General features: G+C 63.0%; 29 protein-coding genes. 10 read left to right on the forward strand and 19 right to left on the reverse strand.

Translation table 11 applies throughout. From position 1 onward, the window contains the following. Positions 1 to 78 precede the first annotated feature (78 nt). From B015_RS0112870 to B015_RS0112880, 3 genes are read left to right on the forward strand one after another with little or no spacing between them, the layout of a single operon-like run. Positions 79 to 543, forward strand: a complete 465-nt coding sequence (locus B015_RS0112870; protein ID WP_018428111.1) for a RidA family protein — start codon at positions 79 to 81, stop codon at positions 541 to 543. A gap of 8 nt (positions 544 to 551) precedes the next feature. Beyond that, complete coding sequence (locus tag B015_RS0112875; RefSeq protein ID WP_026227220.1) at positions 552 to 1,280, forward strand: glycerophosphodiester phosphodiesterase; 729 nt, start codon at positions 552 to 554, stop codon at positions 1,278 to 1,280. A gap of 39 nt (positions 1,281 to 1,319) precedes the next feature. Beyond that, positions 1,320 to 2,525: a GNAT family N-acetyltransferase gene (locus B015_RS0112880; RefSeq protein ID WP_018428113.1), complete on the forward strand. Its 1,206-nt coding sequence runs from the start codon at positions 1,320 to 1,322 to the stop codon at positions 2,523 to 2,525. A gap of 6 nt (positions 2,526 to 2,531) precedes the next feature. On the opposite strand, the gene B015_RS0112885 is transcribed toward B015_RS0112880, so the two are convergent. Beyond that, entirely contained in the window at positions 2,532 to 2,861 is a 330-nt protein-coding gene (locus tag B015_RS0112885) for a multidrug efflux SMR transporter (RefSeq protein WP_018428114.1), read from the reverse strand. Positions 2,862 to 2,949: 88 nt separating this feature from the next. On the opposite strand from B015_RS0112885, the gene B015_RS0112890 reads away from it, so the two are divergent. Then, positions 2,950 to 3,384, forward strand: a complete 435-nt coding sequence (locus B015_RS0112890; protein WP_018428115.1) for an HIT family protein — start codon at positions 2,950 to 2,952, stop codon at positions 3,382 to 3,384. Between the two features lie 75 nt (positions 3,385 to 3,459). Here B015_RS0112890 and B015_RS0112895 read toward each other — a convergent pair whose 3' ends face one another. The 3 genes from B015_RS0112895 to B015_RS0112905 all read right to left on the reverse strand — a co-directional run bounded on the left by B015_RS0112895 (position 3,460) and on the right by B015_RS0112905 (position 5,513). Next, positions 3,460 to 4,413 (reverse strand): phosphatase PAP2 family protein, encoded by a 954-nt coding sequence (locus B015_RS0112895; RefSeq protein ID WP_018428116.1) that lies wholly within the window; start codon positions 4,411 to 4,413, stop codon positions 3,460 to 3,462. Between the two features lie 78 nt (positions 4,414 to 4,491). Next, a complete protein-coding gene (locus tag B015_RS0112900) occupies positions 4,492 to 4,842 on the reverse strand; it encodes an AzlD domain-containing protein (RefSeq protein WP_018428117.1) in 351 nt (116 codons plus the stop codon). Next, a complete protein-coding gene (locus B015_RS0112905; protein ID WP_245262321.1) occupies positions 4,839 to 5,513 on the reverse strand; it encodes an AzlC family ABC transporter permease in 675 nt (224 codons plus the stop codon). The genes B015_RS0112900 and B015_RS0112905 overlap by 4 nt, the downstream gene beginning before the upstream one ends. 263 nt (positions 5,514 to 5,776) lie before the next feature. On the opposite strand from B015_RS0112905, the gene B015_RS0112910 reads away from it, so the two are divergent. Then, positions 5,777 to 7,027: a GGDEF domain-containing protein gene (locus tag B015_RS0112910; protein ID WP_018428119.1), complete on the forward strand. Its 1,251-nt coding sequence runs from the start codon at positions 5,777 to 5,779 to the stop codon at positions 7,025 to 7,027. Positions 7,028 to 7,123: 96 nt separating this feature from the next. Here the strand turns inward: B015_RS0112910 and clpA are convergent, their stop codons facing one another. The 3 genes from clpA to B015_RS0112925 form a co-directional block, all read right to left on the reverse strand. Beyond that, a complete protein-coding gene (gene clpA, locus B015_RS0112915; protein WP_018428120.1) occupies positions 7,124 to 9,595 on the reverse strand; it encodes an ATP-dependent Clp protease ATP-binding subunit ClpA in 2,472 nt (823 codons plus the stop codon). A gap of 8 nt (positions 9,596 to 9,603) precedes the next feature. Continuing rightward, complete coding sequence (gene clpS, locus B015_RS0112920; protein WP_040456709.1) at positions 9,604 to 9,933, reverse strand: ATP-dependent Clp protease adapter ClpS; 330 nt, start codon at positions 9,931 to 9,933, stop codon at positions 9,604 to 9,606. A gap of 262 nt (positions 9,934 to 10,195) precedes the next feature. After that, on the reverse strand, positions 10,196 to 10,525 hold the full coding sequence (locus tag B015_RS0112925; RefSeq protein WP_018428122.1) for a phasin family protein: 330 nt from the start codon (positions 10,523 to 10,525) through the stop codon (positions 10,196 to 10,198). A gap of 302 nt (positions 10,526 to 10,827) precedes the next feature. Here B015_RS0112925 and B015_RS0112930 point away from each other — a divergent pair, with 302 nt between their 5' ends. Next, positions 10,828 to 12,318 (forward strand): D-alanyl-D-alanine carboxypeptidase, encoded by a 1,491-nt coding sequence (locus B015_RS0112930; RefSeq protein ID WP_026227221.1) that lies wholly within the window; start codon positions 10,828 to 10,830, stop codon positions 12,316 to 12,318. A 42-nt stretch (positions 12,319 to 12,360) separates the two neighbouring features. Here B015_RS0112930 and B015_RS0112935 read toward each other — a convergent pair whose 3' ends face one another. From B015_RS0112935 to B015_RS34080, 5 genes are all read right to left on the reverse strand, one after another. Next, positions 12,361 to 13,056, reverse strand: a complete 696-nt coding sequence (locus B015_RS0112935; RefSeq protein WP_018428124.1) for a DnaJ domain-containing protein — start codon at positions 13,054 to 13,056, stop codon at positions 12,361 to 12,363. After that, complete coding sequence (locus tag B015_RS0112940) at positions 13,053 to 13,682, reverse strand: VWA domain-containing protein (RefSeq protein ID WP_343122976.1); 630 nt, start codon at positions 13,680 to 13,682, stop codon at positions 13,053 to 13,055. Before B015_RS0112940 ends, B015_RS0112935 begins: the two co-directional genes overlap by 4 nt. A gap of 169 nt (positions 13,683 to 13,851) precedes the next feature. After that, on the reverse strand, positions 13,852 to 14,289 hold the full coding sequence (locus tag B015_RS0112945; protein WP_018428126.1) for a DUF1489 family protein: 438 nt from the start codon (positions 14,287 to 14,289) through the stop codon (positions 13,852 to 13,854). A 59-nt stretch (positions 14,290 to 14,348) separates the two neighbouring features. Beyond that, a complete protein-coding gene (locus tag B015_RS0112950) occupies positions 14,349 to 15,752 on the reverse strand; it encodes an L-serine ammonia-lyase (RefSeq protein ID WP_018428127.1) in 1,404 nt (467 codons plus the stop codon). A 210-nt stretch (positions 15,753 to 15,962) separates the two neighbouring features. Further along, complete coding sequence (locus B015_RS34080; RefSeq protein ID WP_018428128.1) at positions 15,963 to 16,094, reverse strand: hypothetical protein; 132 nt, start codon at positions 16,092 to 16,094, stop codon at positions 15,963 to 15,965. Between the two features lie 284 nt (positions 16,095 to 16,378). On the opposite strand from B015_RS34080, the gene B015_RS0112960 reads away from it, so the two are divergent. Continuing rightward, positions 16,379 to 17,137: a DUF599 family protein gene (locus B015_RS0112960; protein ID WP_018428129.1), complete on the forward strand. Its 759-nt coding sequence runs from the start codon at positions 16,379 to 16,381 to the stop codon at positions 17,135 to 17,137. On the opposite strand, the gene B015_RS0112965 is transcribed toward B015_RS0112960, so the two are convergent. The 5 genes from B015_RS0112965 to B015_RS0112985 all read right to left on the reverse strand — a co-directional run bounded on the left by B015_RS0112965 (position 17,086) and on the right by B015_RS0112985 (position 21,219). Continuing rightward, the gene (locus tag B015_RS0112965) at positions 17,086 to 17,883 is read right to left on the reverse strand and encodes a YdcF family protein (RefSeq protein ID WP_018428130.1); all 798 of its coding nucleotides are present in this window, start codon (positions 17,881 to 17,883) and stop codon (positions 17,086 to 17,088) included. The genes B015_RS0112960 and B015_RS0112965 overlap by 52 nt on opposite strands. 131 nt (positions 17,884 to 18,014) lie before the next feature. Continuing rightward, positions 18,015 to 19,520, reverse strand: coding sequence for an Asp-tRNA(Asn)/Glu-tRNA(Gln) amidotransferase subunit GatA (gene gatA, locus B015_RS0112970; protein ID WP_018428131.1), 1,506 nt, complete (start codon positions 19,518 to 19,520; stop codon positions 18,015 to 18,017). 69 nt (positions 19,521 to 19,589) lie between these two features. Further along, positions 19,590 to 19,877 carry an Asp-tRNA(Asn)/Glu-tRNA(Gln) amidotransferase subunit GatC gene (gene gatC, locus B015_RS0112975; protein ID WP_018428132.1) on the reverse strand — a complete coding sequence of 96 codons (288 nt, stop codon included), beginning with the start codon at positions 19,875 to 19,877 and terminating at the stop codon, positions 19,590 to 19,592. 81 nt (positions 19,878 to 19,958) lie between these two features. Continuing rightward, a complete protein-coding gene (locus tag B015_RS0112980; RefSeq protein WP_051091906.1) occupies positions 19,959 to 20,378 on the reverse strand; it encodes a hypothetical protein in 420 nt (139 codons plus the stop codon). A 133-nt stretch (positions 20,379 to 20,511) separates the two neighbouring features. Beyond that, a complete protein-coding gene (locus tag B015_RS0112985; protein ID WP_018428134.1) occupies positions 20,512 to 21,219 on the reverse strand; it encodes a metal-dependent hydrolase in 708 nt (235 codons plus the stop codon). Between the two features lie 171 nt (positions 21,220 to 21,390). Between B015_RS0112985 and ruvX the strand changes: the two genes are divergently transcribed. After that, positions 21,391 to 21,876 (forward strand): Holliday junction resolvase RuvX, encoded by a 486-nt coding sequence (gene ruvX, locus B015_RS0112990; protein WP_018428135.1) that lies wholly within the window; start codon positions 21,391 to 21,393, stop codon positions 21,874 to 21,876. Here ruvX and B015_RS0112995 read toward each other — a convergent pair. Beyond that, entirely contained in the window at positions 21,843 to 22,154 is a 312-nt protein-coding gene (locus tag B015_RS0112995; RefSeq protein WP_018428136.1) for a DUF6105 family protein, read from the reverse strand. The genes ruvX and B015_RS0112995 overlap by 34 nt on opposite strands. A 215-nt stretch (positions 22,155 to 22,369) precedes the next feature. Beyond that, positions 22,370 to 23,998, reverse strand: coding sequence for an acyl-CoA dehydrogenase family protein (locus tag B015_RS0113000; protein WP_026227224.1), 1,629 nt, complete (start codon positions 23,996 to 23,998; stop codon positions 22,370 to 22,372). Between the two features lie 184 nt (positions 23,999 to 24,182). Here B015_RS0113000 and B015_RS0113005 point away from each other — a divergent pair, with 184 nt between their 5' ends. Continuing rightward, complete coding sequence (locus B015_RS0113005) at positions 24,183 to 25,148, forward strand: aspartate carbamoyltransferase catalytic subunit (RefSeq protein WP_018428138.1); 966 nt, start codon at positions 24,183 to 24,185, stop codon at positions 25,146 to 25,148. Continuing rightward, a complete protein-coding gene (locus tag B015_RS0113010; RefSeq protein ID WP_018428139.1) occupies positions 25,145 to 26,431 on the forward strand; it encodes a dihydroorotase in 1,287 nt (428 codons plus the stop codon). The genes B015_RS0113005 and B015_RS0113010 overlap by 4 nt, the downstream gene beginning before the upstream one ends. Positions 26,432 to 26,445 lie beyond the last annotated feature (14 nt).

Here is a 26,445-nt window from a genome sequence, read left to right on the forward strand (position 1 = left end):
CGTGGCGGAAGCGAGGCAAAAATAGCACTTTCGGCGCGACCTCACCTACGACCCGAGACTCAGAGATAAGGAAAGACGATGAGCGAAACAATCGAAAAGCGGCTGAGTGATCTCGGCGTGACGCTGCCGGCCGCCGCCGCACCCGCGGCCAACTACGTGCCGTTCATGAATACCGGCAACTACGTCTTTACCGCGGGCCAGCTGCCGCTCAAGGATGGCAAGCTCATCGCCTCCGGTCTCGTTGGCCGCGCCGTCGACACGGCAGCCGCCAAGGATGGCGCCAAGCAGTGTGCAATCAACATCCTGGCACAGGCCAAGGCAGCGCTCGGCGACCTCGAAAAAATCCGTCGCATCGTCAAGATCACCGTCTTCGTTGCCTCTACGCCCGACTTCACCGAGCAGCACCTGGTCGCCAACGGAGCGTCCGACTTCCTGGTCGCGGCACTCGGCGAGCGCGGCAAGCACGCCCGTTCTGCCGTCGGCGTCGCCTCGCTGCCGCTGAATGCCGCGGTCGAGATCGAAGCGATCATCGAGACCGAGTGAGCGGCGACATGACCGACCTTTCCTGGCTGACCGCCCGACCCATCGCCCATCGCGGGCTGCACGACCTCAACAAGGAGTGCTGGGAGAACACGCTTTCCGCATTCGAACGGGCGGCGAGCCGCGGCTTCGCCATCGAGTGTGACGTGCACCTGAGTGCGGACGGCGATGTCGTTGTCTTCCACGACGACACGTTGAAGCGCCTGACCGGCACCGAAGGCTATATCTGGCAGCGGACAGCGGCCGAGATGGGCGCGCTCCGGATCGGCGGCACCGCCGACCACGCACCGACACTTGCCGAACTGTTGAAGCTGGTTGACGGACGCGTGCCCTTGGTCATCGAACTCAAGGGCATCCCTGGGCATGACGGCGAGCTCGTCGAGCGCGTGGGCGCAGCGTTGCGCAACTACAAGGGCAAGGTCGCGATCATGTCCTTCGACCACTGGCTGATCCGTGACTTTGCCAGGCTTGCGCCCGGCATCCCGGCAGGCCTCACCGCCTGGGGCGACCAGGATCATGAGCTGGAAGCGCATTTCTCGATGCTGGCGCACGGCATCTCGTTTGTCTCCTACAGCGTGACGCACCTGCCCAACCGCTTCATCAGCTTCGTTCGCGACAGGCTGTCTATGCCCGTCATCACCTGGACGGTGCGCGATCAGGACGCGGTCAAGGCAACTTTCGCCCATGCCGACCAGATGACCTTCGAGGGCTTCGACCCCGATGCGACACCGGTGGCTTGAGGTCTTGTAAAGGCAGCTTTCGAACGTAAGTAACTGGGCATGAGCAATGCGAGCGACGCCGGGGCGAAGCAGGCGGATGGCGGTTACGCCGTCCGCGTCGTTTCCAGCATCAGCGAATTCAGCCGCGACGAATGGAACAGGCTCGCCGGCACCTCGAAAACCAGCTCAGACACGCCTTACAACCCATTCGTTTCGTACGATTTTCTGACAATCGCTGAAGCGTCTGGATGCGCCGTCACAAAGACCGGCTGGCAGGGACATCATCTGCGGCTGGAAACGGCTGACGGCAATTTTCTCGGCGCGCTCCCCTGCTACGCCAAATCCCACAGCCAAGGCGAATATGTCTTCGACCATGGCTGGGCCGATGCCTTCGAACGCGCCGGCGGCCGCTACTACCCCAAGCTCCAGGCCTCGGTGCCGTTCACCCCGGCCACCGGCCCTCGCCTGCTCGCTGTCCCCGGAACTGACGCCCCCAGAACCAAGGCAGCGCTTGCGACCGCGCTGCGCAGCGTGGCCGAAGGCGTCGGCGTCTCCTCGGCGCATGTGACATTTGCCGAGCCGGGCGAGATCGACACGCTGGAAGCAACCGGCTTCCTGCGCCGTACCGACCAGCAGTTCCACTTCTTCAACGAGGACTATTCATCCTACGAAGATTTCCTGGCGACGCTGGCATCGCGCAAGCGGAAGGACCTGAAGAAGGAACGGCGCCAGGCGCTGGAGGCCGGCATCTCGATCGAATGGCTGACCGGCCGAGACCTGACTGAAAGCGTCTGGGACGACTTCTTCACCTTCTATATGGACACCGGCGGCCGCAAATGGGGTCGCCCCTATCTCAACCGCACGTTTTTCTCGCTGATCAGCGAGCGCATGGCCGACGACATCCTGCTGGTGATGGCAAAACGGAGCGGCCGCTACATAGCTGGTGCCATCAACTTCATTGGCTCCGACAGGCTTTACGGCCGAAACTGGGGATGCATCGAGGACCATCCCTTCCTGCATTTCGAGGTCTGCTACCATCAGGCCATCGATTTCGCCATCGAGCGCAAGCTGAAGGTCGTCGAGGCCGGCGCGCAGGGGCAGCACAAGCTGGCGCGCGGCTATCGCCCGGTGACGACGCAATCGGCTCATTACATCGTCCACCCCGGCCTGCGCCGGGCGATCGCCGACTATCTCAAGCGGGAACGGCGGGAAGTTGCCGAGATCGGCGAGTATCTCGAGGACCATGGCCCGTTCCGCCGCGGCTGACGCCGGTCAGTGCGCAATCGACTTCGAAAACAGGTTGATGACCATGACGCCGGCCATGATCAGGCCGATGCCGATCAGCGCCGGCAGATCGAGTGTCTGGCGGAACCAGATCCATGCGATGCCAGTGATGAAGACGATGCCCGCGCCGCACCACAATGCATAGACGATGCCGACGGGCACTGTACGCAGCACCAACGACAGGAAATAGAAGGCGCAGGCGTAGCCCGCAAGCGCGATCACCGAGGGAACAAGCCTGGTGAAGCCATTGGTTTCCTTGAGGGCGGAAGTCGCGACGACCTCGAAAGCCACTGCCACGATCAGATAGATGTAGTTCAACGTCGTTCCTCTCGGCCTGCCTTGGCTTGACGTTCCGCCCGCCAGCGCCGAAACATCCACCACGAAATCGCATCAAACGGGATAGGCCATGTCGAGCGGCGCTTACGATCCAAACAACATCTTCGCCAAGATCTTGCGCGACGAGATCCCCTCACAGCGGGTTTATGAGGACCACGCGGTCGTGGCCTTCATGGATGTGATGCCGCAAGGCACCGGCCATACGCTGGTCGTACCCAAGGCGCCTTCGCGCAACCTGCTCGATGCCGACCCGGCGACGCTCGGTCACCTGATGGCCGTCGTCCAGAAAGTCGCAAACGCCGCCAAGACGGCCTTCGAGGCTGACGGCGTGACCATCATGCAGTTCAACGAACCGGCCGCCGGCCAGACCGTCTATCACCTGCACGTCCATGTGCTGCCACGTTTCGAAGGCGTGGCGCTCAAGCCGCATACCGGCCAGATGGAGAAGCCCGAGGTGCTGGCGGTCAATGCGGATAGGCTGAGGGCGGTTTTGGCTCGCGGCTAGGCCGGACTTCGCTGGCCGACGAAATCCAAATATCCACGGCGTCGGGCAAGGTCGGGCGCGCCGATGTTCCGTCCGTCAGGCGCGTGCCGCCTGCCCCTGCTGATGCGTGAATACTCCCGCTTGCTGCGAGGACGCACGTTCATACGCATCGAACACCGCCAGGCCGGCCCGCCAGGCAACGATGGATATGAACACGCCGGCAATGACGTCGACCAGATTGTGCCCACCATGGATAAGGATGGCTGGCGCCAGCAGGGCATTCACGACCAGCAGGGCTAGGCGAAAAACGCGGTAAGGCCATACGGCGACCAGGGACACCAGACCCATGACCGTGTGAAACGATGGGAAGCCGATAAGCCCGGTTACCTGCAAGGAATCAATATGAGGAACACCCTCCTCATAGAGGCGGTAGAGCATTGCCCCGTACTCGGAGCTGACGATCGGCCGAACGACACGGTCGATCTCCGGTGCCAACGTCCAATAGGCGGAAGCACCGCCCGATGGAAACATGGCCCAGCACAATATCCCGGCGATTGCCGCAAGCACCATGGCCAGCGCGCCGGCATGCAGGCGCCTGCGATCGAGCAACATTCCAAGCACCACAAAGGCAACGAACAGCTGAACCAAAGTCAGCTGATAGACAATGCGCAACACAGAATTCAGGAAGGGATAGCCAGCAATCCATGCGCACAGGGCTGGCCAAGAATAGCCGAGCCACGCGTCAATTCGAACGAGCATGGCATCAATCGGTGCCGTTGGCCGCGGCAAAAGCAGCACATTGAACAGAGAACCGACCATTGAGAACAGGATGAAAAGGCCGATGACATGGGTGGTCAGCGCAATGCGCTCGCTGTCACGCCAACGGCGATAGATTTGGCCAAGAGCGACAAACAAGAGTCCGGAACCCGCCGAGAAAAGGAAGAAATTGGCCGAAACGCCAATGCCTTTCCACAATGCGAGGAACCCGTCGACGACGATGAAGGCGCCGACGATCATCAAGATAAGCCGTTCGATCGGATGAAATGCCATGGGTCGCCCTTCCAGACGACATGACCATTGCCCTCCCCGCGTTAAGTCCACGTAAAGAGGCGGCGGCACTGCGAACGATTAGAAATTGAAAGCCATTCCTGCCAACAGCACCATTTCAGCCACAACGATCCCCACCAGCACCTTCCGGCCGAGCCACAGATAGGCAAGGAAGCCCACGGCCGCTGAGGCGAGGCGCAGCGCGAACGATGTGTCCGCCAGCTCGCCGCTCGGGAAGACGATCAGATTGCCGATGACGGCGGCAACCAGGGCCGTGGCGAGTGCCCTGACCAGCACCAGCAGATCGGAATCTTCGCCGATGCGGTCGCCGAGATAGACGCCGAGGAAGCGCCAGGCATCGGTCGCAAGCCAGCCGGCGACGAGGATGAACAGGAACGGCCACCACCAGGCGTCGATCGCATGGAAGGTCATGCCGAAGCCCTCCGACGCGACAGCTTGTGGAAAGCGAAGGCAATGCCCCCGCCGACCAGTCCGGCGCCAAGCAGGTCGAAGCCGGGGACCACCACATGCAGGAGGGGCCCGAGCACGATACCGAGCACCATGGCCACATGCCCTGCCCGCTCGCGCGCCGAGCCCCACAGCGACGTCAGGAAATACATCGGCGTCAGCATGAAGAGCGCGGCTGAAACGGCCGGTGGCATGCTGTCGGCGAGCACATAGACCACCGCCACGACAACCATGTTTGCAAGCACCAGCGTCGAGCCAAGGCCGGCGTAGTAGCTGGTGCGCATGTCTCGCGGCACGCCGCGCAGCCTTTCCATAGCCAGCACCCATGAAGTGACGGCCACGAAATGCGACAGAAAATAGAGCACCCAGCGCGGCGTCTTCGGACCGCGCATTTCCGGCACCAGCGCCACGACCATCGGCGCCAGCCTGATCGAGGACAGCGCAACGGCAAAGGCCGCAGCCGGCAGCGAAGCGCCCGACAGGATCGCGCCGATCAGCACGACCTTGGCCGGCAATGCCCAGACCATGCCGACCATGAAGACGGTCTGGGCCAGCGTCAGCCCCGCTTCTTTGGCGAGCCCGGCAAATCCGATGAAGGCACTGGCAAGGATAAGTCCCGGCACCGAGAAAGCCATGCGCGCGCCGCGCAGGTACCAGCGGCGGCGCGAAGCTGATGTCGATGCGGGCAAGATCTCTTCGGCGGGCATAGGTCCGCGCATATCACGCCGGACCGTTCAAGTCAGCGGCGCGGCCGCTTTGGCGCAACGATCGCAGCGCCGTGCCCAAGCCGCGCAAATTGCTCATCAAATTTGGGGAAGAATTGGATTCCTTTGAGAGCCCGTTAACCACTTGCCTAGTCTCATTCGCTAGACAGGTCCCATAGGGGAGCGAAGACATCATGACCGGCACGTTTCTGCTCGCAGTGCAGGCACTGATCTACTTCGTCACCATGGCTGCCGTCTTCCATTCGCGCCATAAATTCGGCATCGGCATCTTCGTCTGCGTGCTGGGCGTGATGCACTTCCTCGAGACATATCTCGCCGCGGTCTTCTTCCTGCCCCTGCCCTTCGGCCTCATCTCGCCCGGCTCGACCGTGATGTTCTCCGGCAAGCTGATGATGTTCCTCCTGCTCTATATCAAGGAGGACGCGGAGACCGTGCGCCAGCCGATCTACGGCCTGCTGGTCGGCAACTGCCTGATGGTGGTGCTGGCGCTGATCCTGCGCCTTTATGGCAGCGTCGCCGAGTTGCCGGGCTATCGGCCCGATCTCACCTTCCTCGACGATATGGGAATCCTGATGATCTGGGGAACGGCGCTGCTGTTCCTCGACAGCATCGCCCTGATCCTGATCTACGAAAAGCTCGGGCAGCGCATCGCCAACACGTTGTTCAAGCGCATTTTCCTCAGCGCAGCGATCGTGCTCAGCTTCGACCAGGTGATGTTCTTCATCGGTCTGCACCTGGTTTCCGGCGTGCCGATCAGCGCGCTCTATGGCGGCTGGATCGCCAAGATGGGCGCCGCCGCCCTCTACAGCGCCTTACTGGTCGCCTACCTGCGCTATGTCGAGACCAAGCCGCTTCCGGCCGGCACCGAGCCCTTGCTCAAGGTCTTCGACCGCCTTACTTTCCGCCACCGTTATGAGGAGCTGCTGCAGCGTACCGGCGTCGACAAGCTGACCGGCATCAGCGATCGCGGCCAGTTCGAGGCGGTGGCACAGTCGCTCATCGACCGGGCGCTGACGGACCGCAAACCGGTCAGCCTGCTGATGATCGACATCGACCACTTCAAGAGCATCAACGACCAATACGGCCACGTCACCGGCGACAAGGTGCTGAAGGATGTGGCACGTGCGCTGGCCGGGGCGTTGAGGAGCGGCGACCGGCTGTTCCGCTATGGCGGCGAGGAATTCGTGGCCATCTGCCAGGACCTGAATGCCGGCGACGCAGCCGTGCTGGCGGAGCGCCTGCGCACCGCCGTCGAAACCACCGACCTCACCTCGCCCTGCACACGCGCAACGGTCAGCATCGGCATCACCACGGAAAGAGGCGGATCGATCAGCGCCGAAGAGATGATCGGCGATGCCGACGGCTGGCTGTACCAGGCCAAGCGGCTGGGCCGGAACAGAGTAGAAAGCGCCGTGGTGGCATAGACACTCCGACTTTCCATCGCCTACCCATTCAGCCACCATCGTGAACAAAAAAAGCCCCGGCGAACCGGGGCCTTTGTTTGTCTGGACCGACGTCAGTCAGCTCTTGCGCGGCAGTTGCGGCACCAGGCTGCGCTTGCCACCGTCCTTGCCTTTCGGCTCCGACTTCGGCTTTGCCGCCACCACCTTCTTGGCGACCGGCTTCTTGGCTGGCGCCTTCTTGAGCTTCGGACGATCGGCCGGATCTTCCTTCTTCGGCTTCACCGGCACTTCGTCGGCAAGCGTCTCGAGCTTCAGGCCGGACTCGCCGGTTTCCTTCTTCTCGACGGTGACGCGCACCGTGCCACCCTTCCTGAGCTTCCCGAACAGCACTTCGTCAGCCAGCGGCTTCTTGATGTGCTCCTGGATGACGCGGCCGAGCGGACGCGCGCCCATGCGCTCGTCGTAGCCCTTCTCGGCCAGCCAGGCGATGGCATCGGGCGACAGGTCGAAGGTAACGCCACGCTCGGAAAGCTGCGCTTCCAGTTGCATGACGAACTTCTGCACGACCTGATGCACCACCGGCACCGGCAGCGAGCCGAACGGGATGATGGCATCGAGGCGGTTGCGGAACTCCGGCGTGAACAGCCGGTTGATCGCCTCGACATCGTCGCCTTCGCGCTTCGTCGACCCGAACCCGATCGCCGCGCGCTGCGCATCCGACGCACCCGCATTGGTGGTCATGATCAGGATGACATTGCGGAAGTCGATCTGCTTGCCGTTGTGGTCGGTCAGCTTGCCGTGATCCATGACCTGCAACAGGATGTTGAACAGGTCGGGATGGGCCTTTTCGACTTCGTCGAGCAGCAGCACGCAGTGCGGATGCTGGTCGACACCGTCGGTCAGGAGACCGCCCTGGTCGAAGCCGACATAGCCGGGAGGCGCGCCGATCAGGCGGCTGACCGTATGGCGCTCCATGTATTCCGACATGTCGAAGCGGATCAGCTCCACGCCAAGCGACAGAGCAAGCTGCTTTGCCACCTCGGTCTTGCCGACGCCGGTCGGGCCCGAGAACAGGTAGGAGCCGATCGGCTTCTCAGGTTCGCGCAGGCCGGCACGGGCCAGCTTGATCGCCGAAGTAAGGGCGGTGATCGCCGTATCCTGGCCGTAGACGACGCGCTGCAATTCGACCTCGAGGCCTGCAAGCACCTTCTCGTCGTCGGCCGAGACCGTCTTTGGCGGGATGCGCGCCATGGTCGCGATCGTCGCCTCGATCTCCTTGATGCCGATGGTCTTCTTGCGCTTGCCTTCCGGCAGGAGCATCTGCGACGCACCGGTCTCGTCGATCACATCGATCGCCTTGTCGGGCAGCTTGCGGTCGTTGATGTAACGCGCCGAGAGCTCCACCGCGGCCTTAATCGCCTCGTTGGTGAACTTCACCTTGTGGAAGTCCTCATAATAGGGCTTGAGGCCCTTCATGATCTCGATGGCGTCGTCGACCGTCGGCTCGTTGACGTCGATCTTCTGGAAGCGCCGGACGAGCGCCCGGTCCTTCTCGAAGAACTGGCGGAACTCCTTGTAGGTGGTCGAACCGATGCAGCGGATGGCACCCGACGACAGCGCCGGCTTGAGCAGGTTGGAAGCATCCATCGCGCCGCCCGACGTCGCACCCGCACCGATGACGGTGTGGATCTCGTCGATGAACAGCACCGCGCCCGGATACTCTTCGAGTTCCTTGACGACCTGCTTCAGGCGCTCTTCGAAATCACCACGGTAACGCGTGCCAGCCAGCAGCGTGCCCATGTCGAGCGCGAAGATGGTGGCATCCTCGAGCACCTCGGGAACGTCGCCTTCGACGATGCGCTTGGCGAGACCCTCGGCGATCGCCGTCTTGCCCACCCCCGGATCGCCGACATAGAGCGGATTGTTCTTGGACCTGCGGCACAGCACCTGGATGGTGCGGTTGATTTCCGACTCGCGGCCGATCAGCGGATCGATCTTGCCGGCGCGCGCCTTGGCGTTGAGGTTGACGCAATAGGCCGTCAGCGCGTCCTGCTGCTTCTTGCCCTTGCCGGTCTCTTCGCCCGTTTCGTTGTTCGTGCCGTGCTGTTCCTCGTCGGTGCCGCGCGGCGTGCGCCCCTCTGTGGCGCCAGGACGCTTGGCGATGCCGTGCGAGATGTAGTTGACCGCGTCGTAACGGGTCATCTGCTGTTCCTGCAGGAAGTAGGCCGCATGGCTTTCGCGCTCGGCGAAGATGGCGACGAGCACGTTGGCGCCCGACACTTCCTCGCGCCCAGACGACTGCACGTGGATGACGGCGCGCTGGATGACGCGCTGGAATCCGGCAGTTGGCTTGGAATCCTCGTCGTAACCGGTGACGAGATTGTCGAGCTCGGTGTCGATATAGGTGAGTACGGTCTGCTTGAGTTCGTCGAGATCGACATTGCAGGCGCGCATGACGGCGGCCGCTTCGTTGTCGTCGATCAGCGCGAGCAGCAGGTGTTCGAGCGTTGCATATTCGTGGTGGCGCTCATTGGCGAGCGTCAGCGCCTGGTGCAGCGCCTTTTCGAGGCCTTGGGAGAAAGCCGGCATTCAATACCTCACTTCTTCTCCATCACGCATTGCAGCGGATGCTGGTTCTGTCTTGCGAAATCCATGACCTGGGACACTTTGGTCTCGGCCACTTCGAATGTGTAGACCCCGCACTCGCCGACGCCGTGATTGTGGACGTGCAGCATGATGCGGGTGGCGGCCTCCCTGTCCTTCTGGAAGAAGCGTTCGAGCACATGCACGACGAATTCCATCGGGGTGTAGTCGTCGTTGAGGATGAGCACGCGATAGAGACTTGGCCGTTTGGTCTTGGTCTTCGTGCGGGTGATGACCGCTGTGCCCCGGCCAGTGCCGTTGCCTCCCTCGTCACCGTTCTGCATGCGCGCGCTGTCCAAGCCGATCGTCAATCTGGTCCTGCCCTTCGTCAATTCCGACACACCTCGTCATGTAGGTGTCATCGCCGAGATTTTAAGCCCTTCTAACGTGCTGACAATATGGCCGTCGGCCAAGCCGCATCGATTTGCCTGAAACGTGAAGCTCTCAGCCGATTTCGAAACAAAAAAACCCGGCTGCGCGGGCGCAACCGGGTTTCATTTTGACGGATCCAGCGGATCCGCCTATTCCGAATCTGCTGTCAGGCGATCACTTCGCCTTGGCGACGAGCGACTCAAACGGCTTGTAAGCTTCCTTGGCGAGTTCGGCATAGAGATCGCCGAGCTTGGTCGCCTCGGCGACGAAGCCTTCATATGCCTGCTTGGCATAGTCGGCCTGGATCTCGACGGCCTTCTCGAACGACTTGACGCCGAGGAGCTTTTCGAAGGTGGCCGCACCGGCCTCGAAGCTCTTCTTGGTGTAGTCGGTCGCTTCAGTGGCGATGGCCTGGGCGCCCTTCGAGAGCGAGGCAAAGCTCTTCAGGCCGTTGTCGACGAATTCCTTGCCGTGCTTGCTGAAATCTTCATAGGTCTGGGTCATCGCTGCATCCTTTTCGGGTTGGGCGGGTACGCTATGCGATTGTGCGATGCAGCCTAGATATTGTGCAGCGCACAAATTGTCAACTGACCCAGCGGAACACATTTCCACAGTCGCTGGCTCGCCCTTTTGGCGCCCAACCGAGGGTGCCCTGCGGCATTAACTAAAACTCGAATAAAGCCCGACCGAAAGTGTGAACAAGCCGGTTACCATAAACGGATTGGTAACGCTGTCGCCCTAGTGTGGCTGGATACGGGGCCGGAACCTTTGCCGCCCCAAGCCAACGATAAATCAAGGGTGTAACAGTGCGTCAAATACTGCCGGGCAAAGTCCTCAGGGCGGCTATCTCATTCAAATCCATGGTTGCCTTCACTCTCGCCGCGGCGATTGGCTTGGCAACGGTTGCGCCGACGGCTGCTGCGACGGACGCCCGTTACGCAGCGATTGTCATCGACGCCAACACCGGCAAGGTGCTGCACCAGCAGAACGCCGACTCGCGTCGCTATCCGGCGTCGCTGACCAAGATGATGACGCTGTACATGACCTTCGAGGCCATGGCCAAAGGCAGGATCAACAAGGACACACGGGTCGTCTTCTCCCAGAACGCCGCCAACGAGCCGCCGACCAAGATCGGCGTCAAGGCAGGCGGTTCAATCACCGTCGAGGCGGCGATCCTTTCGCTCGTCACGCGTTCGGCCAACGATGCAGCCACTGCACTCGGCGAGCTGATCGGCGGCTCCGAGGAAAACTTCACCCGCATGATGACGGCCAAGGCCCGCAGCCTCGGCATGAAAGGCACGGTGTTCCGCAACGCCAACGGCCTGCCCAACACCGGACAGTTCACAACCGCGCGCGACATGGCCATGCTCGGCATCGCGCTGCGTGAGCATTATCCGCAGTATTACAGCTATTTCTCGACCCGTTCCTTCGCCTTCGGCCGCCAGCGCATTGCCAACCACAACCGCCTGCTGGGCCGGGTCAAGGGCGTCGACGGCATCAAGACCGGCTACACCCGTGCATCGGGCTTCAACCTGGTTTCGTCAGTGCAGGACGGCAACCGCAGCCTCGTTGCCGTCGTCATGGGCGGCGCTTCGGGTGGCAGCCGCGACAACAAGATGGCGAGCCTCATCAACACCTACCTGCCCCAGGCTTCGCGCCGCGGCGGTGGCGGCGACCTGATCGCCAAGACCGACACGCCCACGCCGGCAGTTGCCGTTGCCAAGATGCAGCTGCCCAAGCATGACGCCCCCACCCCGGATACGCGCCCGCAGGCCGAAGTAATAGAAGTCGCCGACGCCTCAAACGACGAAGAGGCCGTGACCGAGAAAGTGGCAGAAGCCGTGCCCGCCCCGGCCAAGAAGCCGACCATCAGCGCGGCATCCCAGCCCAAGATCGCCATGGCCTCGGCCGAGCGTTTCGGCGGCGCAATCCCCTTCCAGATCCGCAAGGCGAAGGATTCCGTTCCTGCCTCGAATGACAACGTCGAGCAGGCCTATGCGGCCCCCACGGAAGCTCCGGCAGTCGACGCGATCAAGACCGCGACCGTGCGTGCCGGCTGGGCCGTGCAGGTGGCGTCCTCGCCCAGCGACGGCGAGGCCCGCGCGATCCTCGAAAAGACCGCGAAGCAGGCCGGCGCTGCCCTGGCAGATGCCTCGCCCTTCACCGTGCCCTTCGAGAAGGGCGGCGTGACCTACTACCGTGCCCGCTTTGCCGGCTTCGATTCCAAGGATGCTGCCTGGAACGCCTGCAACGCGCTCAAGAAGAAAAAGATCTCCTGCTACGCGATTGCGCAGTAGGCGAAGAGCCAACCTCCTGGGTTTTGTAGTGTGTCGAAGGAGTTAGTGATGATCGGAGAGAAGGACGTCCTTGGCTTCGTTGATCCGCGCCGCGAGGAAAGACGAGCCGCCGAGGTCGGGATGCAAGCGCTGAATCAGTCGACGATGCGCCTTGCGGACATCCGCCGCGGCGGCCCCCGCTTCAAGACCAAGGACCTTGTAGGCCTCCTCCTTAGTCATGGCGCCAGAACCTGGCGCAACACGCTGCCGGTGGTCACCGTCCGGCTTCGTGTCTTCGCGCCAGACGGGAAACCGGCCGTCAAGATAGGTCTCTAGCAACTGCAGGCTTTCCGGGTCGCCGGAAAGCTCGCGAAAGAGGGCCTTGAGTTCGGCCAGCCCGAGCGAGGCAAGTGCCTTGCCCTCCTGACGGCCCGCCAAAACGATTCCCGTCAATACACCGCTGTCATGGTCGAGTTCCATTTCGAGGGCAGCGGTTCGAACCGTCGAGCGCTTGCCCGGCGTGCTGACTGTCGAGCGCACCCTTCTTGTCGCCGCATACCAGGCGAATGCCGCCGATATCAGGCCGCCACCGACGGCCGCGCGCCCAAGCAGAAGCAGCACTAGGCCAACCACGCCGAGCACGACGGGGCCGGCAAGCTTCAGCCCGCTGGCAAGTTGGGCAGCATCCGCCCGCATGAAGGCAACCAGCCCCAGCACCGAAAACAGCAGCACCGCCGCTATGCCTGCGAATAGACTCATGGCGACTTGCGGCTCCTCAGATGCTCGATCATCAGTCTGTCCTCAGGTCTGCCCCTGGCCTCCAGCGCCTTTATGCCCCCGGCGGCAAAGACCGCGACAGCCGATAGCAGGCGAGACAGCGTGGCGGCGGCCGAACGATCGAAGCGGAACCAGGCGCCCTTGGACAGCCTTGCGATCTCCTTGAATGCGCGTTCGGCAGCGGCGTCATGCCCTTCCTGGAAGACAAAGGCCGGTACGCCGAGCAAGCCCAGATGCCCGGCCTTCTCGGCCAGCTCGTCGATGTTCTCTTCCATCGCATCGCCGATATAGACCAGGGCATCGACCTTTGCGGCTCCGGTTTCCTTCAGCGCATGGCTCAGTACCTTGCCGACCTGCGTCTGGCCGCTGCGGCACTGGATGGACGTCATCAGCTTCTTGAGGGAACCTGTTTCGGCAACGAATTTCGACGCCCGGCATTCACCGAGGCCACGGAAATAGACGAGCTGGACATTGAGCCTGCCTGTGTTGCCGACGGCATCGAACATCTGACCCTGCAGTTCGCAGGCGAGGTCCCATGTCGGCTGGCGGCTCATGGTCGCGTCGAGCGCGAGGATCAGTCGGCCTCCGGCCTGGCCGGCTTTGGCCATAGCACGCGCCTGACGGACAAACGCGTCGACTTCCGATGCGTCCGAACGGCGCTCGGCCGGCGGACGGGTGGCTGACGTAACCGGGGGCTTGTTTGCGTCGCTCATCACACAAGAAGATGTGGCGAGCCGCGTCGGCTTGCAAGCCCGTCCTTGCACGCCACGAGCTGGCCTAAAGCAGGCCGAGCTCCGCCAGCTCCAGACGCAGCTTCGGCGGCATTTCGGCAAGTGCCGCGTTGCCCTGGCCCAGATCCAGCGGCGCATCGGCAGGCTTGAGGTAGCGCCAGCCCTGGAACGCGCGGCGCGGCTGCCACTCGGTACGCACCACAGTCGGCTCGAGGACCAGATGGCAACGGCCGATGCCTTCGGAATCGGTGAACGGCCTGATTTCAAGAAGCCGTTGGCGACATTGCACGGAGCCCTTGATCACCCAATAGAGCGAACCGCCCGCAGTCAGCTCTTCGCCGCGCGTCGGCACCATGCGGGTCGTGTGGAATTGCTCCACGGGCTCGCTGGCGCGACGCCGCTCATCAAGGCGGAAGGCGATCCATTCCTCGAGGTCCTCGACGCTATCGCAGCCGACGCAAAGCTTGATGAGATTGAGCGACATGGTCCGAAACTAGTGCCTCGGGCCGGCGCATTCAACGCCGGCCGGAGTTTTGCACAGGCTCAGCATTCGACGACGTTGACCGCGAGGCCGCCGAGGCTGGTTTCCTTGTACTTCTCGCTCATGTCCATACCGGTCTGGCGCATGGTCTCGATGGCGGCGTCAAGCGGCACGAAGTGCTTGCCATCGCCCTTGATGGCGAGCGATGCAGCTGTCACCGCCTTCACCGCGCCCAGCGCATTGCGCTCGATGCAGGGCACCTGGACGAGACCGGCAACCGGATCGCAGGTCATGCCGAGATGATGTTCAAGGGCGATCTCGGCCGCGTTCTCGACCTGCTCGGCAGTGCCACCCATCACCGCGCACAGGCCTGCCGCGGCCATGGCCGAGGCAGAGCCCACCTCACCCTGGCAGCCGACCTCCGCGCCAGAGATGGAGGCGTTGGTCTTGATGATGCCGCCAACAGCCGCTGCCGTCAGCAGGAAGTCGCGGATGCTGTCCTTGTCGGCCTCGACATGGAAATGCAGCCAGTAGCGCAGGACCGCGGGCAGCGTGCCTGCCGCACCGTTGGTTGGTGCCGTGACAACGCGGCCGCCGGCGGCGTTTTCCTCGTTGACCGCCATGGCGTAGATCGACAGCCAGTCATTGGCGAGCAGCGGGTTGGGACGGTTCTGGCTCCACTGTTCCTGCAGCTTGTCATGCAGCTGGCGGGCACGGCGACGAACCTTGAGCCCGCCAGGCATGATGCCGTCCTGCGACAGGCCCCGGTCGATGCAGCGGCTCATCGCGTCCCAGATGGCGTCGAGCCCCTCGTCGAGGTCGGCGCGCGCCATGTGCACTTCCTCGTTGGCCCGCTTCATCTCCGCGATGGAGAGCCCGCTGCGTGCGGCCATGGCCAGCATTTCGACAGCGGTGGAGAAGGGATAGGGCACGCGTTTGCCGGCAGCCGGCGCTGCGGTCTTCGCCTTCATGCGCTGCAGCTCTTCTTCGGAGACGACGAAGCCGCCGCCGATCGAATAATAGATGCGCTTGAGCAGCAGCCGGTCGGAGGAATCATAGGCGTAGAAGGCCATGCCATTGGCGTGGCCGAGCAGCGGCGTCTTCTTGTCGAGCACCATGTCGACGGTCGGATCGAAACGATAGGACGGATGGCCGGGCGGCGAGACGCGCTTGTCACGGCCAACCTGCTCGACGATGGCGTCCGACGTGTCGGGATCGACGGTGACGGGCGTCAGGCCGGTCAGGCCGAGGATGACGGCGCGGTCGCTGCCGTGGCCGACGCCGGTATAGGCGAGCGAGCCATGCAGGCTGGCGCCGACGCGATCGACCTTGGCGCCGGCCGGTCGCGGCCAGTCACCGCCGAGCACTTCGTCGAGGAAACGGGCAGCCGCCGTCATCGGCCCCATCGTGTGCGAACTCGACGGACCAATGCCGATCTTGAACAGGTCGAATACCGAAAGAAACAAAGCTCACTCCCTGCGACGGCGGCTCTTGTCGCATTACTATGCGATCTTTCCGCCCTTTTCACGCTCGCCGCTAGACGCGATCCGACGCGGTTTGCTCAGCGCGCGACATTCGAAAAAACCTCTGACTTGCGCAAGACCGCAAAACAAAAAAGCGCGGACTAGGCCGCGCTTTTTGTATCCAATTCTGTATCCAATTTGAAGGGTGCTTGTTCAGCCTCCGGCGACCACCGCCGCCTTTTCGGCACCGCCGCTGACGAGCCACGCAAGAAGCAGAAAAACAGCAAATCCGATCACTGCCTTGGCCGTCAGACCCCAGCAGGATTTCTGAACGTTGTCGTCCATGATGTGTTGCAAGACCTTTCGTTCGGCGAGCAGGCGGTGCGTCCGCCATTCCGGCTCGTCCCGAGTACGACAGCTGGATACGACTTTGCGCGACGCTTCGCAACTGCGAAAAATGGCGAAACCATGGCAAGGCCATCGGGACAGTCACGTCTCGGTCATTACAAATTTAGACAAATCATAGACTTATTCGAAATCGCGCATTCACGCATCGTCAACATTTGCGGCCGGAAAACGGCGGCTGCAGCACCTCGAAAACGCGCTTCCGGCCGTGCTATTGCTAGCGGATGTTCGACGATTCCTTCCCATTGCTCGCATCGATGAGCCATCTCGACGTGGCAGCACTTGCCTTCTTCGTCGCCGGCTGGCTGTTCCATACCGCCGCAGCCAATGGCCATATCGTCAAGCGGCTGTCGCTGACCCGCGCCATGAACGCGCAGCGTGCTGCCTGGATGGCAACCATGGCGCGGCGCGAGGTTCGGATCGTCGACACCTCGATCATGAACGGATTGCAGCAAGGCACGGCTTTCTTCGCCTCCAGTTCGCTCATCGCCATCGGCGGCTGCTTTGCGCTTCTGGGCGCGTCCGACCGCGTGCTCGCCGTATTGAGCGACGTGCCGCTGGCCGGCGACACCGCCCGCCCGCTCTTCGAGGTCAAGGTGTTCGGCCTGATCTTCATCCTCGCCTATTCGTTCTTCAAGTTCGGCTGGGCCTACCGTCTCTTCAACTATTGCTCGATCCTGATCGGCGCGGTGCCGCATCTGACCGCCAGCAAGGAACCCGACGAGGCGATCCTCACAGCCGTGATGCGGGCAACCCGCATGAACGTGCTCGCCGGCAAGCATTTCAACGCCGGCCTGCGTGGCATCTTCTTCTCGATCGGCTATCTCGGCTGGTTCGTCGACGCCCGTGTCTTCTTCCTCACCACAGCCCTACTTCTCGCAGTTCTGATCAGGCGGCAGTTCTTCTCGGAAGCGCGTCAGGCCGTGCTGGTTCAGAGCCCCGGGCCGGGAAACGGTTCATCGATCCGTCCCGACAGCCAATAGGCAAACAGTCCGATCCATTCGCGCAGCGCCATCGTCGTGTTCTGCAGAGAATCGGCCGGATTATCGGTGAACAGGCCGACGCCCTCCTGCCCCGACGTGCGGTAGTCGACCGGCCAGGCGACGACCTGGAAGCCGGCCTTGGCAAACAGGGCCATCGAGCGCGGCATATGGAAGGCCGAGGTGACCAGCAGCCAGGTTTCGCCCGGCTTAGGTGTCACCATCTCCTTGGAGAAGACAGCGTTTTCGTAGGTGTTGCGCGAACGGCCTTCGAGGATCATCCGATCGCGCGACACGCCGAGCGCCTCGAGCAGGCGGGGCGCGGTATCGGCATCGCCCTCGCCTTCGAGGACCAGCGTCCCGGTGCCGCCGGAGATGACCACTTTCGCATCCGGATAGCGACGCGCTAGGACAGCGGTCTCGACCATGCGGTCGCCGCCGCTGTTGAGCTCATAACCACCGCGGGCGAGATTGATCGCGCCTTCGAAGCCGCCGCCGAGCACGACGATGCCGTCGACCCTGGCAGGCTGCGGCGGCCGCGGGAACCGTTCTTCAAGCGGATTGAGCATGAGCGAGCCGAGCGACGTCCATGTGGCCAGCGCAAGCACCAGGAAGGACAGCAAGGCCGTAGCGCGGAACAGGCGGCGCCAGCCGAAGAGGCTGGCAACCAGTCCGGCCGCAAGCAGGAATATCGCAAAATTGAGCGGCTGGGCGAAGAACCAGAAGATCTTTGAGAGGTAGAAGAACATTTCGCCCTCTGAAAAGCGTTAGAGCGCCTTGTGTCCCTCAGGATTCACAAGGCGCTCCAACTCATTGAACAATCGGCGTATCACTCGTTCCAAGGATCAATTCCGATCCCAAGACAGGATGCAGTCGGCGCCTACCACCACTTCTGTGGCTGGAAGCGGCCGGCGGCCTGCTCGATGACATGGGCGGTCTGGAACAGCGTCTCTTCGTCGAAGGGGCGCCCGATGAGCTGGAGGCCGAGCGGCAGGCCGTGGCCGTCGAGGCCGGCAGGTACGGCGATGCCAGGCAGGCCAGCCATGTTGACCGTCACGGTGAAGATGTCGTTGAGGTACATCTTGACGGGATCGGAAGCCATGTCCTGGTCGGCGACGCCGAAGGCGGCCGACGGCGTCGCCGGTGTCAGGATGACGTCGACGCCGGCAGCGAAAGCCAGCTCGAAGTCGCGCTTGATCAACGTCCGCACCTTCTGCGCCTGCAGGTAGTAGGCGTCGTAATAGCCGGCCGACAGCACATAGGTGCCGATCATGATGCGGCGCTTGACCTCGCGGCCGAAGCCGGCGGCGCGGGTGTTCTCGTACATCTCGACGATGTCCTTGCCCGGCACGCGCAGGCCGTAGCGGACGCCGTCATAGCGGGCGAGGTTCGACGAGGCTTCTGCCGGGGCCACGATGTAGTAGGCCGGCAGCGCATATTTGGTATGCGGCAAAGAGATGTCGACGATTTCGGCCCCGGCATCCTTGAGCCAGGCAATGCCCTTCTGCCACAGCGCCTCGATGTCGTCGGGCATGCCGTCGACGCGATATTCGCGGGGAATGCCGATCTTCATGCCCTTCAGCGACTTGCCGATGGCAGCTTCGTAGTCCGGTACCGGCATGTCGACCGAGGTCGTGTCCTTGGCGTCGACCGAGGCCATAGACTTGAGCAGGATGGCGGCATCACGCACGTCGCGCGCGATCGGGCCGGCCTGGTCGAGCGACGAAGCGAAGGCAACCGTACCCCAGCGGGACACGCGGCCATAGGTCGGCTTGATGCCGACAGTGCCGGTGAAGGCGGCTGGCTGGCGGATCGAGCCGCCGGTATCGGTGGCGGTTGCGCCGGCGCAGAGCCAGGCGGCAACCGCCGCGGCCGAGCCGCCCGACGAACCGCCGGGCACCAACTGCGTATTGTCGAGCGAACGGCCAGCCCCCTCGCCGCGCGAACGCCGCCAGGGGTTGATCACCGGACCGTAATAGGACGTCTCGTTGGACGAGCCCATGGCGAACTCGTCCATGTTGAGCTTGCCCAGCATGACCGCGCCGTCAGCCCAGAGATTGGCCGTGACGGTCGATTCGTAGCGCGGCTTGAAGCCGTCGAGCACGTGGCTGCAGGCCTGGGTGTGCACGCCTTCGGTGGCAAACAGGTCCTTGATGCCGAGCGGAATGCCCTCGAGCGCGCCGCCCTCGCCCTTGGCAAGCTTGGCATCGGAAACCTTGGCCATCTCGCGCGCCTTGTCCGGCGTCGTTGCGATATAGGCGTTGAAGGTCGGATTGGCCTGTTCGATGGCCTGCACATAGGCCTCGGTCAGCTCCGAAGCGGTGATTTCCTTGCCGCGCAGCTTCTCGCGCGCTTCGGCAATCGTCAGTCGGGTCAGATCGGTCATTGCGAATTCACTTCGTGTCACGCAGCCGAAAGCTGCTTTTGATGGGACAAGGAACGGGCTGGCTCGGGCCTATTCCACCACTTTCGGCACAAGGAAGAAATTCTCGTCGGTGGCCGGCGCGTTGGCGACGATGTCGGCCGCCTTGTTGCCGTCGGTGACGACGTCAGTGCGCTTCTTCATGTCCATCGGCGTCACCGAGGTCATCGGCTCGACGCCTGTCACGTCAACTTCGTTGAGCTGCTCGACGAAGCCGAGGATGGTGTTCAGTTCGCCCGTCATGCGCTGGGCATCGTCTTCGCTCACCGCAATGCGGGCAAGGTGCGCGACGCGCTTGACGGTCTTGAGATCAACGGACATCGAAAAACTCCGGCAAACCGGGAAAAGGGAATAGCTCGGGCTATAACGGCGCTGGACGCGACGCGCAACATGGATGATGCATCACGGCAGGGCGACACCGTCGCACAGATAATAGCTGCCGGCATTGTCGGTCTGCGGCCCCTCGTCGTCGACACTGCGCACGGAGGCGACATCCAGCTGCGTCGGGCTGAGTTCAAGGATCGACAGCGTGTCGGGGAACATGTGGCCCGGCTCGTGGCACAGAGCCGTCACCGCCCAGGCAGGGAAACGCTTGGCCCTGATGATGTTGACGAACTCGCAACTGTATTCGGCGCTGTCGATGCCACGCGCCGACAAAACCAGCGTACCGGAATCGATCAGGCTCTTGACCGATTCTTTCTTGGCCTGCGCGCAGAGTTCCTCGGATTGCAGGTAGACACCCTTGATGAAGTCCTCGGCGCTCGCCGCTGATGCGCCGCATAGCAGCGCCGACAGGACCGCGAACAAACCAACTTTCCTCATTGCCGCTCACCTCGCCGGGCGTGACTTGATGTTGGAGCGGATGCACTCGCTATCGTTCGTGCGCCCGTTCCAACTATTCCGTTTTGCCGCATTTGTGCGACGCCGGTTGATTCCAACCGGGCTGCAAAATGCTCTAGATCTCGACAGTGACACCGACCTTGGGCAGCACCACATCGACGCCCGAACCGTCCATGCCGTCGACGAATTTTTCCGCCGTCTGGTCGATAACAGGGAAGCTGGCGTAGTGGCAGGGCACCACGGTCTCGAATTTGAAGAAGCGCTGACACGCAAGTGCTGCCACCGCCCCGCCCATGGTGAAACGGTCGCCGATCGGCACGATGCCGATCTTTGGCTCGTGCAGTTCGTTGATGAGGCCCATGTCGGAGAAGATGTCGGTATCGCCCATGTGATAGAGCGTCCGCTCCTCCTCGAAATGAAGGATCAGCCCGGCCGGATTTCCGAGATATGTATTCGCCCCACCCGCGCCGCTCGCCGACGACGAGTGCTGTGCCGCGACGAAGGTGGTGGTGAAGCCGCCGCAATCGACGGTGCCGCCGATGTTGCCGGGATTGATCTGCTTGTCGGAAACGCCCTTGCCGACGAGATACATGCATATCTCGAAATTGGCGACGAGCATGGCGCTGGTCTTCTTCAGGATCTCGGCGGCATCGCCGATATGGTCGTCATGGCCATGGGTCAACAGCACATGGGTAGCGCCGTCGGCCGCCTGCTCCCACGACTTGCCCCAGGACGGATTACCGCTCAGGAACGGATCGATCAGGATTTTCGCTCCAGCCGCCTCGACACGGAACGCCGAATGTCCAAACCAGGTGAGTTTCATATGTCCGGCGCTCCCGTATTTCGTTGTCGGCTCGAATGGCTGCCTATCCGGAAATCGTTTCCGGCTTTGACGGCCATCCAGTAGAGGATAGAACGCGGCGAGCGCCAGTCAAATGGTGCCTCGCGATTGCAGCGCCCCACATCTTCGTTGCGCTGTCGAAAGGAACGTTGCTTGACCGTTGCCACCATCGAACAATTGCCCGCGCTGCTTGCCGGCGGCAGGACGCTTGCGGGGCTCGACCTCGGCGACAAGACAATCGGCGTGGCGGTCTCCGACCGCGGCCTGTCCTTTGCCCATCCGCGGCCGGTCATCATGCGCAAGAAGTTCACGATCGACGCGGCAGCACTCATCGGCCTGCTGACAAAGGAAAATGTCGCCGCAGTGGTGATCGGCCTGCCGATCAACATGGATGGCTCGGAAGGCCCGCGCGCGCAGAAGTCGCGCGCCTTCGTCCGCAACATCGCGCCGCTGACGGAACTGCCCTTCGCCTATTGGGACGAAAGGCTGTCGACGGTCGCCGCCGAACGAGCATTGCTGGAGATGGACGTCTCACGCCGCAAGCGCGACGAGCGCATAGATTCGGCAGCAGCAGCCTTCATCCTCCAGGGTGTTCTGGACAGGCTTCAGACGCTCGGTGCCGACGCGGCCGACGAGTAGCGGGCCCACAGTACCCTTGCCTTTTCAGCGATCAGCTTGCGACGGCGGAACGCCCAGATCGCCAGCAGGATCAGCGTGTCGAAGAAGAAAGCCTTGCCCATCATCCAGGGGATGGTGGCTGGGTCCATGCCGAGGATTTCGCCGTAGAGATCGAAGATGGCGAGATTGAAGGCCCGGCTCATGTACAACGAGCCGAAGTTGATGTCGTTGATCGACAGGAAATACCACCCCCAGAAGAGCACCAGCGGTGTCGCCCATATGCCAAGAATGTAGCGCATCACATACGCTCCCAGACCGAAAACGGCCGCCACGCACGCGATGCGCTCACCACAGTCTCGGTCCGCTCTATGGGGGCGATAGCGCGCATAAGTTGCCGTTCTCCTTGTGCGAACGACACTGACGCGTGTAGCGACGGCGCGCAACGTAAACCAATTGTTAAGGTTAATTTACGTGCGCTCGTCCAATAATGGGACGGCTGATGCCCCAGATTGTGTCAGCCGACCTGTGGATAGAGCGTGTCGACGATAAGCCGCGCATCGTGGCGGGCATCGAGCATGCCGTAGGTTCCGCGCCACTGCCCGGCGAGTCTCGTCTCGATGAAGGCGTCGGCGATGCGCCCTGCCCCCATGCGCCGCAACTCCGCCGCAGCCGCGGATATGGCAAGCTGCTCGGTCAGGATGCGCGCCGATCCCTCGTCGGAGCTCGCCACCTGCATCGCCGCGCGCAACACGCCGAGAATGCTGCGGCCACCCGGACCGAGATCGCGCTCTATGGAAGCCAGCACGTCCTCGAACAGCCCCGGCGCTCGTGTCAGCACGCGCAGCACGTCGAGCGCCATGACGTTGCCAGAGCCCTCCCAGATCGCGTTGACGGGAGCCTCGCGATAATAGCGCGCCAGCGGCGCTTCCTCGACATAGCCGTTGCCGCCCAGGCACTCCATCGCTTCATAGAGCAGCGCCGGCGCGATCTTGCAGACCCAGTATTTGACGACAGGCGTCATGGCCCGGGCAAAGGCTGCCTCGCCACGGTCGGACGCGGCCTCGTCGAATGACCGCGCCAACCGGAACGCCAATGCGGTCGCCCCTGCGACATCGAGCGCCATGTCGGCGAGTACGCGCTGCATCAAAGGCTGGTCGACCAGATTGGCGCCGAACACCTGGCGATGGCGTGTGTGGTGGACGGCTTCGGCAAGGCCGGCGCGCATGAGTGCCGACGAGGCGACGGCGCAATCGAGCCGCGTCAGCGTCACCATGTCCATGATGGTCTTGACGCCCGCGCCCGGCTCGCCGACCAGATCGCCGATCGCACCCTGGACCTCGACCTCTGATGAGGCGTTGGAGCGGTTGCCGAGCTTGTCCTTGAGACGCTGGAACTGCAGGCCGTTGGAATTGCCGTCGCTCAGCACCCTCGGCACCAGGAAGCATGACAGCCCCTCAGGCGCCTGCGCCAGCATTAGAAAGGCATCCGACATCGGCGCCGACATGAACCATTTGTGGCCGGTGAGCCGGTAGAAGCTGCCGCCGGCACGTTCCGCCCGGGTGGTGTTGGCGCGCACATCTGTGCCGCCCTGCCTCTCCGTCATGCCCATGCCGAGCGTCAGCCCGGCCTTCTCGACCGGTGGCTTGTGCGCCTGATCGTATTTGCGGGTGGTGACGCGCGGCGCCCACTCACGGAAAAGCTTTGGGCTTGCCATCAGCGCCGCAAGCGAAGCGCTGGTCATGGTGATCGGGCACAGATGTCCGCATTCGAGCTGGGCGGTGAGATAAAACCGCGCCGCACGGACCTGGTGCCTGCGCCCGGTCTCGGCCTCGCCATTCTCCCACACGGACGAATGCAGTCCGCCGGCAATCGAGCGGCGCATCAGCGCATGATAGGCCGGATGAAACTCGACCTGGTCGATGCGCCGGCCTTGGCGGTCATGTGTCCTGAGCTTCGGCACTTCGCTGTTGGCGAGGCGCGCCAGATCCTGCGCCTCATGCGTCAGCACGAAACGGCCGAGGCCATCAAGGTCGCGGCGCACCGGCTCGGAGAAATTCTCGGCAATCTGGATCAGCAACGGATCCCCGCGCCAGGCATTGCTACCCGTCAGCGGTGGTGGCTGGTTCGGCACGTCCTGCGTCACGCCATGTCCTTCATCGGTGTGGGCGACGGGCACGAATCCGCAGCCATGAGCGGCTTTATAGCCGAAAAGCTTAGGGATAGCTTATTGCGCGAACCATGTGGGGCGAAAATTGCGTGGGAGATCTCCAGGCACCGAAATCACGACTTGCGAGTGACTGAAGCTCAGCCTATAGCAGCGCCTTGAGATGACAGACGCCACGTCCCTGCCGCCCTACCCGCACCGCCATCTTCTTGGCATCCGCGACCTTTCTCCATTGGATATCGAATTGTTGCTCGACCGCGCAGACGCGGCCGTGTCCATTTCGCGCCAGTCGGAGAAAAAGACGACGACCCTGAGGGGCCGTACCCAGATCAACCTGTTCTACGAAGCCTCGACGCGCACGCAGTCGTCCTTCGAACTCGCCGGAAAGCGCCTCGGCGCCGACGTCATGAACATGTCGGTGGCAAGCTCTTCGGTAAAGAAGGGCGAAACGCTGATCGACACGGCGATGACGCTGAACGCGATGCGGCCCGACATCCTGATCATCCGCCACCAGTCGGCGGGCGCGGCCGCCCTGCTCGCCCAGAAGGTCGGCTGCTCGGTGGTCAATGCCGGCGATGGCGCGCATGAGCATCCAACCCAGGCGCTACTCGATGCGCTGACCATCCGGCGCGCCAAGGGCCGCATCGGCGGCCTCACGGTCGCCATCTGCGGCGACATCCTGCATTCGCGCGTCGCCCGCTCCAACATCCTGCTGCTCAATGCGCTCGGCGCCCGTGTCCGCGTGGTGGCGCCGTCGACGCTTCTGCCGTCTGGCATAGCCCAGATGAGCGTCGAGGTGACGCAATCCATGGCCGAAGGGCTCAAGGGCGCCGACGTCGTGATGATGCTGCGCCTGCAGCGCGAACGCATGGCCGGCGCCTTCGTGCCGTCTGTGCGCGAATATTTCCACTATTGGGGCCTCGATGCCGAAAAGCTGAAGGCCGCGAAAGACGACGCGCTGGTGATGCATCCCGGCCCGATGAACCGCGGCGTCGAGATCGCCTCTGAAATCGCCGACGGCCCGCAGAGCGTCATCCAGGAACAGGTGGAGATGGGCGTCGCCGTGCGCATGGCGGTGATGGAAGCGCTGCTCGACCCGCGCCGTAACCGCGACGGAAAGAACGCATGAGCATCACCGTTTTCCAGCGCGCGCGTATCGTCGACCCCTCGCGCGGCATCGACGAGACTGGTACCGTCATCGTTGACGGCAAGAAGATCGTGGCAGCAGGTGCAGCCGCCCTCAACCAGGGCATCCCCGAGGGGGCTGAAATCGTCGATTGCACCGGCAAGGCAATCATTCCCGGCCTCATCGACGGCCGCGTCTTCATCGGCGAGCCCGGCGGTGAGCACCGCGAGACCATCGCATCGGCAAGCGTGGCCGCAGCCGCCGGCGGCGTGACCTCCATCGTGATGATGCCCGACACCGACCCGGTGATCGACAACGTCGCACTCGTCGAGTTCGTGCTGCGCACTGCCAAGGACACGGCGTCGATCAATGTCTTTCCGGCCGCTGCCATCACCAAGGGCCTCGACGGCCACGAGATGACCGAATTCGGCCTGTTGCGCGAAGCAGGCGCCGTCGCCTTCACCGACGGCCGCCACACCATCGCCAATTCGCTGATGATGCGCCGGGCGCTGACTTATGCTCGCGATTTCGGCGCGGTCATCGCGCATGAGACGCTGGACGCCGACCTCGCCTCCTCTGGCGTGATGAACGAAGGCCTCTATGCCAGCTGGCTCGGCCTGTCCGGCATCCCGCGCGAAGCCGAGACCATTCCGCTTGAGCGCGACCTTGCGCTCGCCCGCCTCACCCGCGGCAACTATCACGCAGCGAAAATCTCGACCGCGATGGCCGCAGGCGCCGTCACCCGCGCCAAGGCCGATGGCGCCAAGGTCACGGCAGGCGTTTCGATCAACAGCCTGTCACTCAACGAAAACGACGTCGGCGAGTACCGCACCTTCTTCCGCCTCACCCCGCCGCTGCGCGCCGAGGACGACCGCCTCGCCGTGATCGAGGCGCTGAAGGACGGCACCATCGACATCGTCGTGTCGTCGCACGATCCGCAGGACGTCGACACCAAGCGCCTGCCCTTCGCCGATGCCGCTGCGGGCGCGATCGGCCTGGAAACGCTGCTCGCAGTGGCGCTGCGCCTGCATCACAATGACGACGTGCCACTGGTCCGCATCATCGAAGCGCTGTCGACCGCGCCGGCAAAGCTGTTCGGCCTGCCCGGCGGTACGTTGAAGCCTGGTACTGCGGCCGATCTTGCACTTGTCGATCTCGACGAGCCGTGGGTCGTGCGCGAAACCGATATCCGCTCCCGCTCCAAGAATACCTGCTTCGAGGGCGCGCGCCTGCAGGGCAAGGTCTTGAAAACCTTGGTCGCCGGACGCACAGTGTTCTCGGCCTGACACGTTCGGGCCAC

It is taken from the genome of Hoeflea sp. 108, assembly GCF_000372965.1.
GTDB lineage: Bacteria > Pseudomonadota > Alphaproteobacteria > Rhizobiales > Rhizobiaceae > Aminobacter.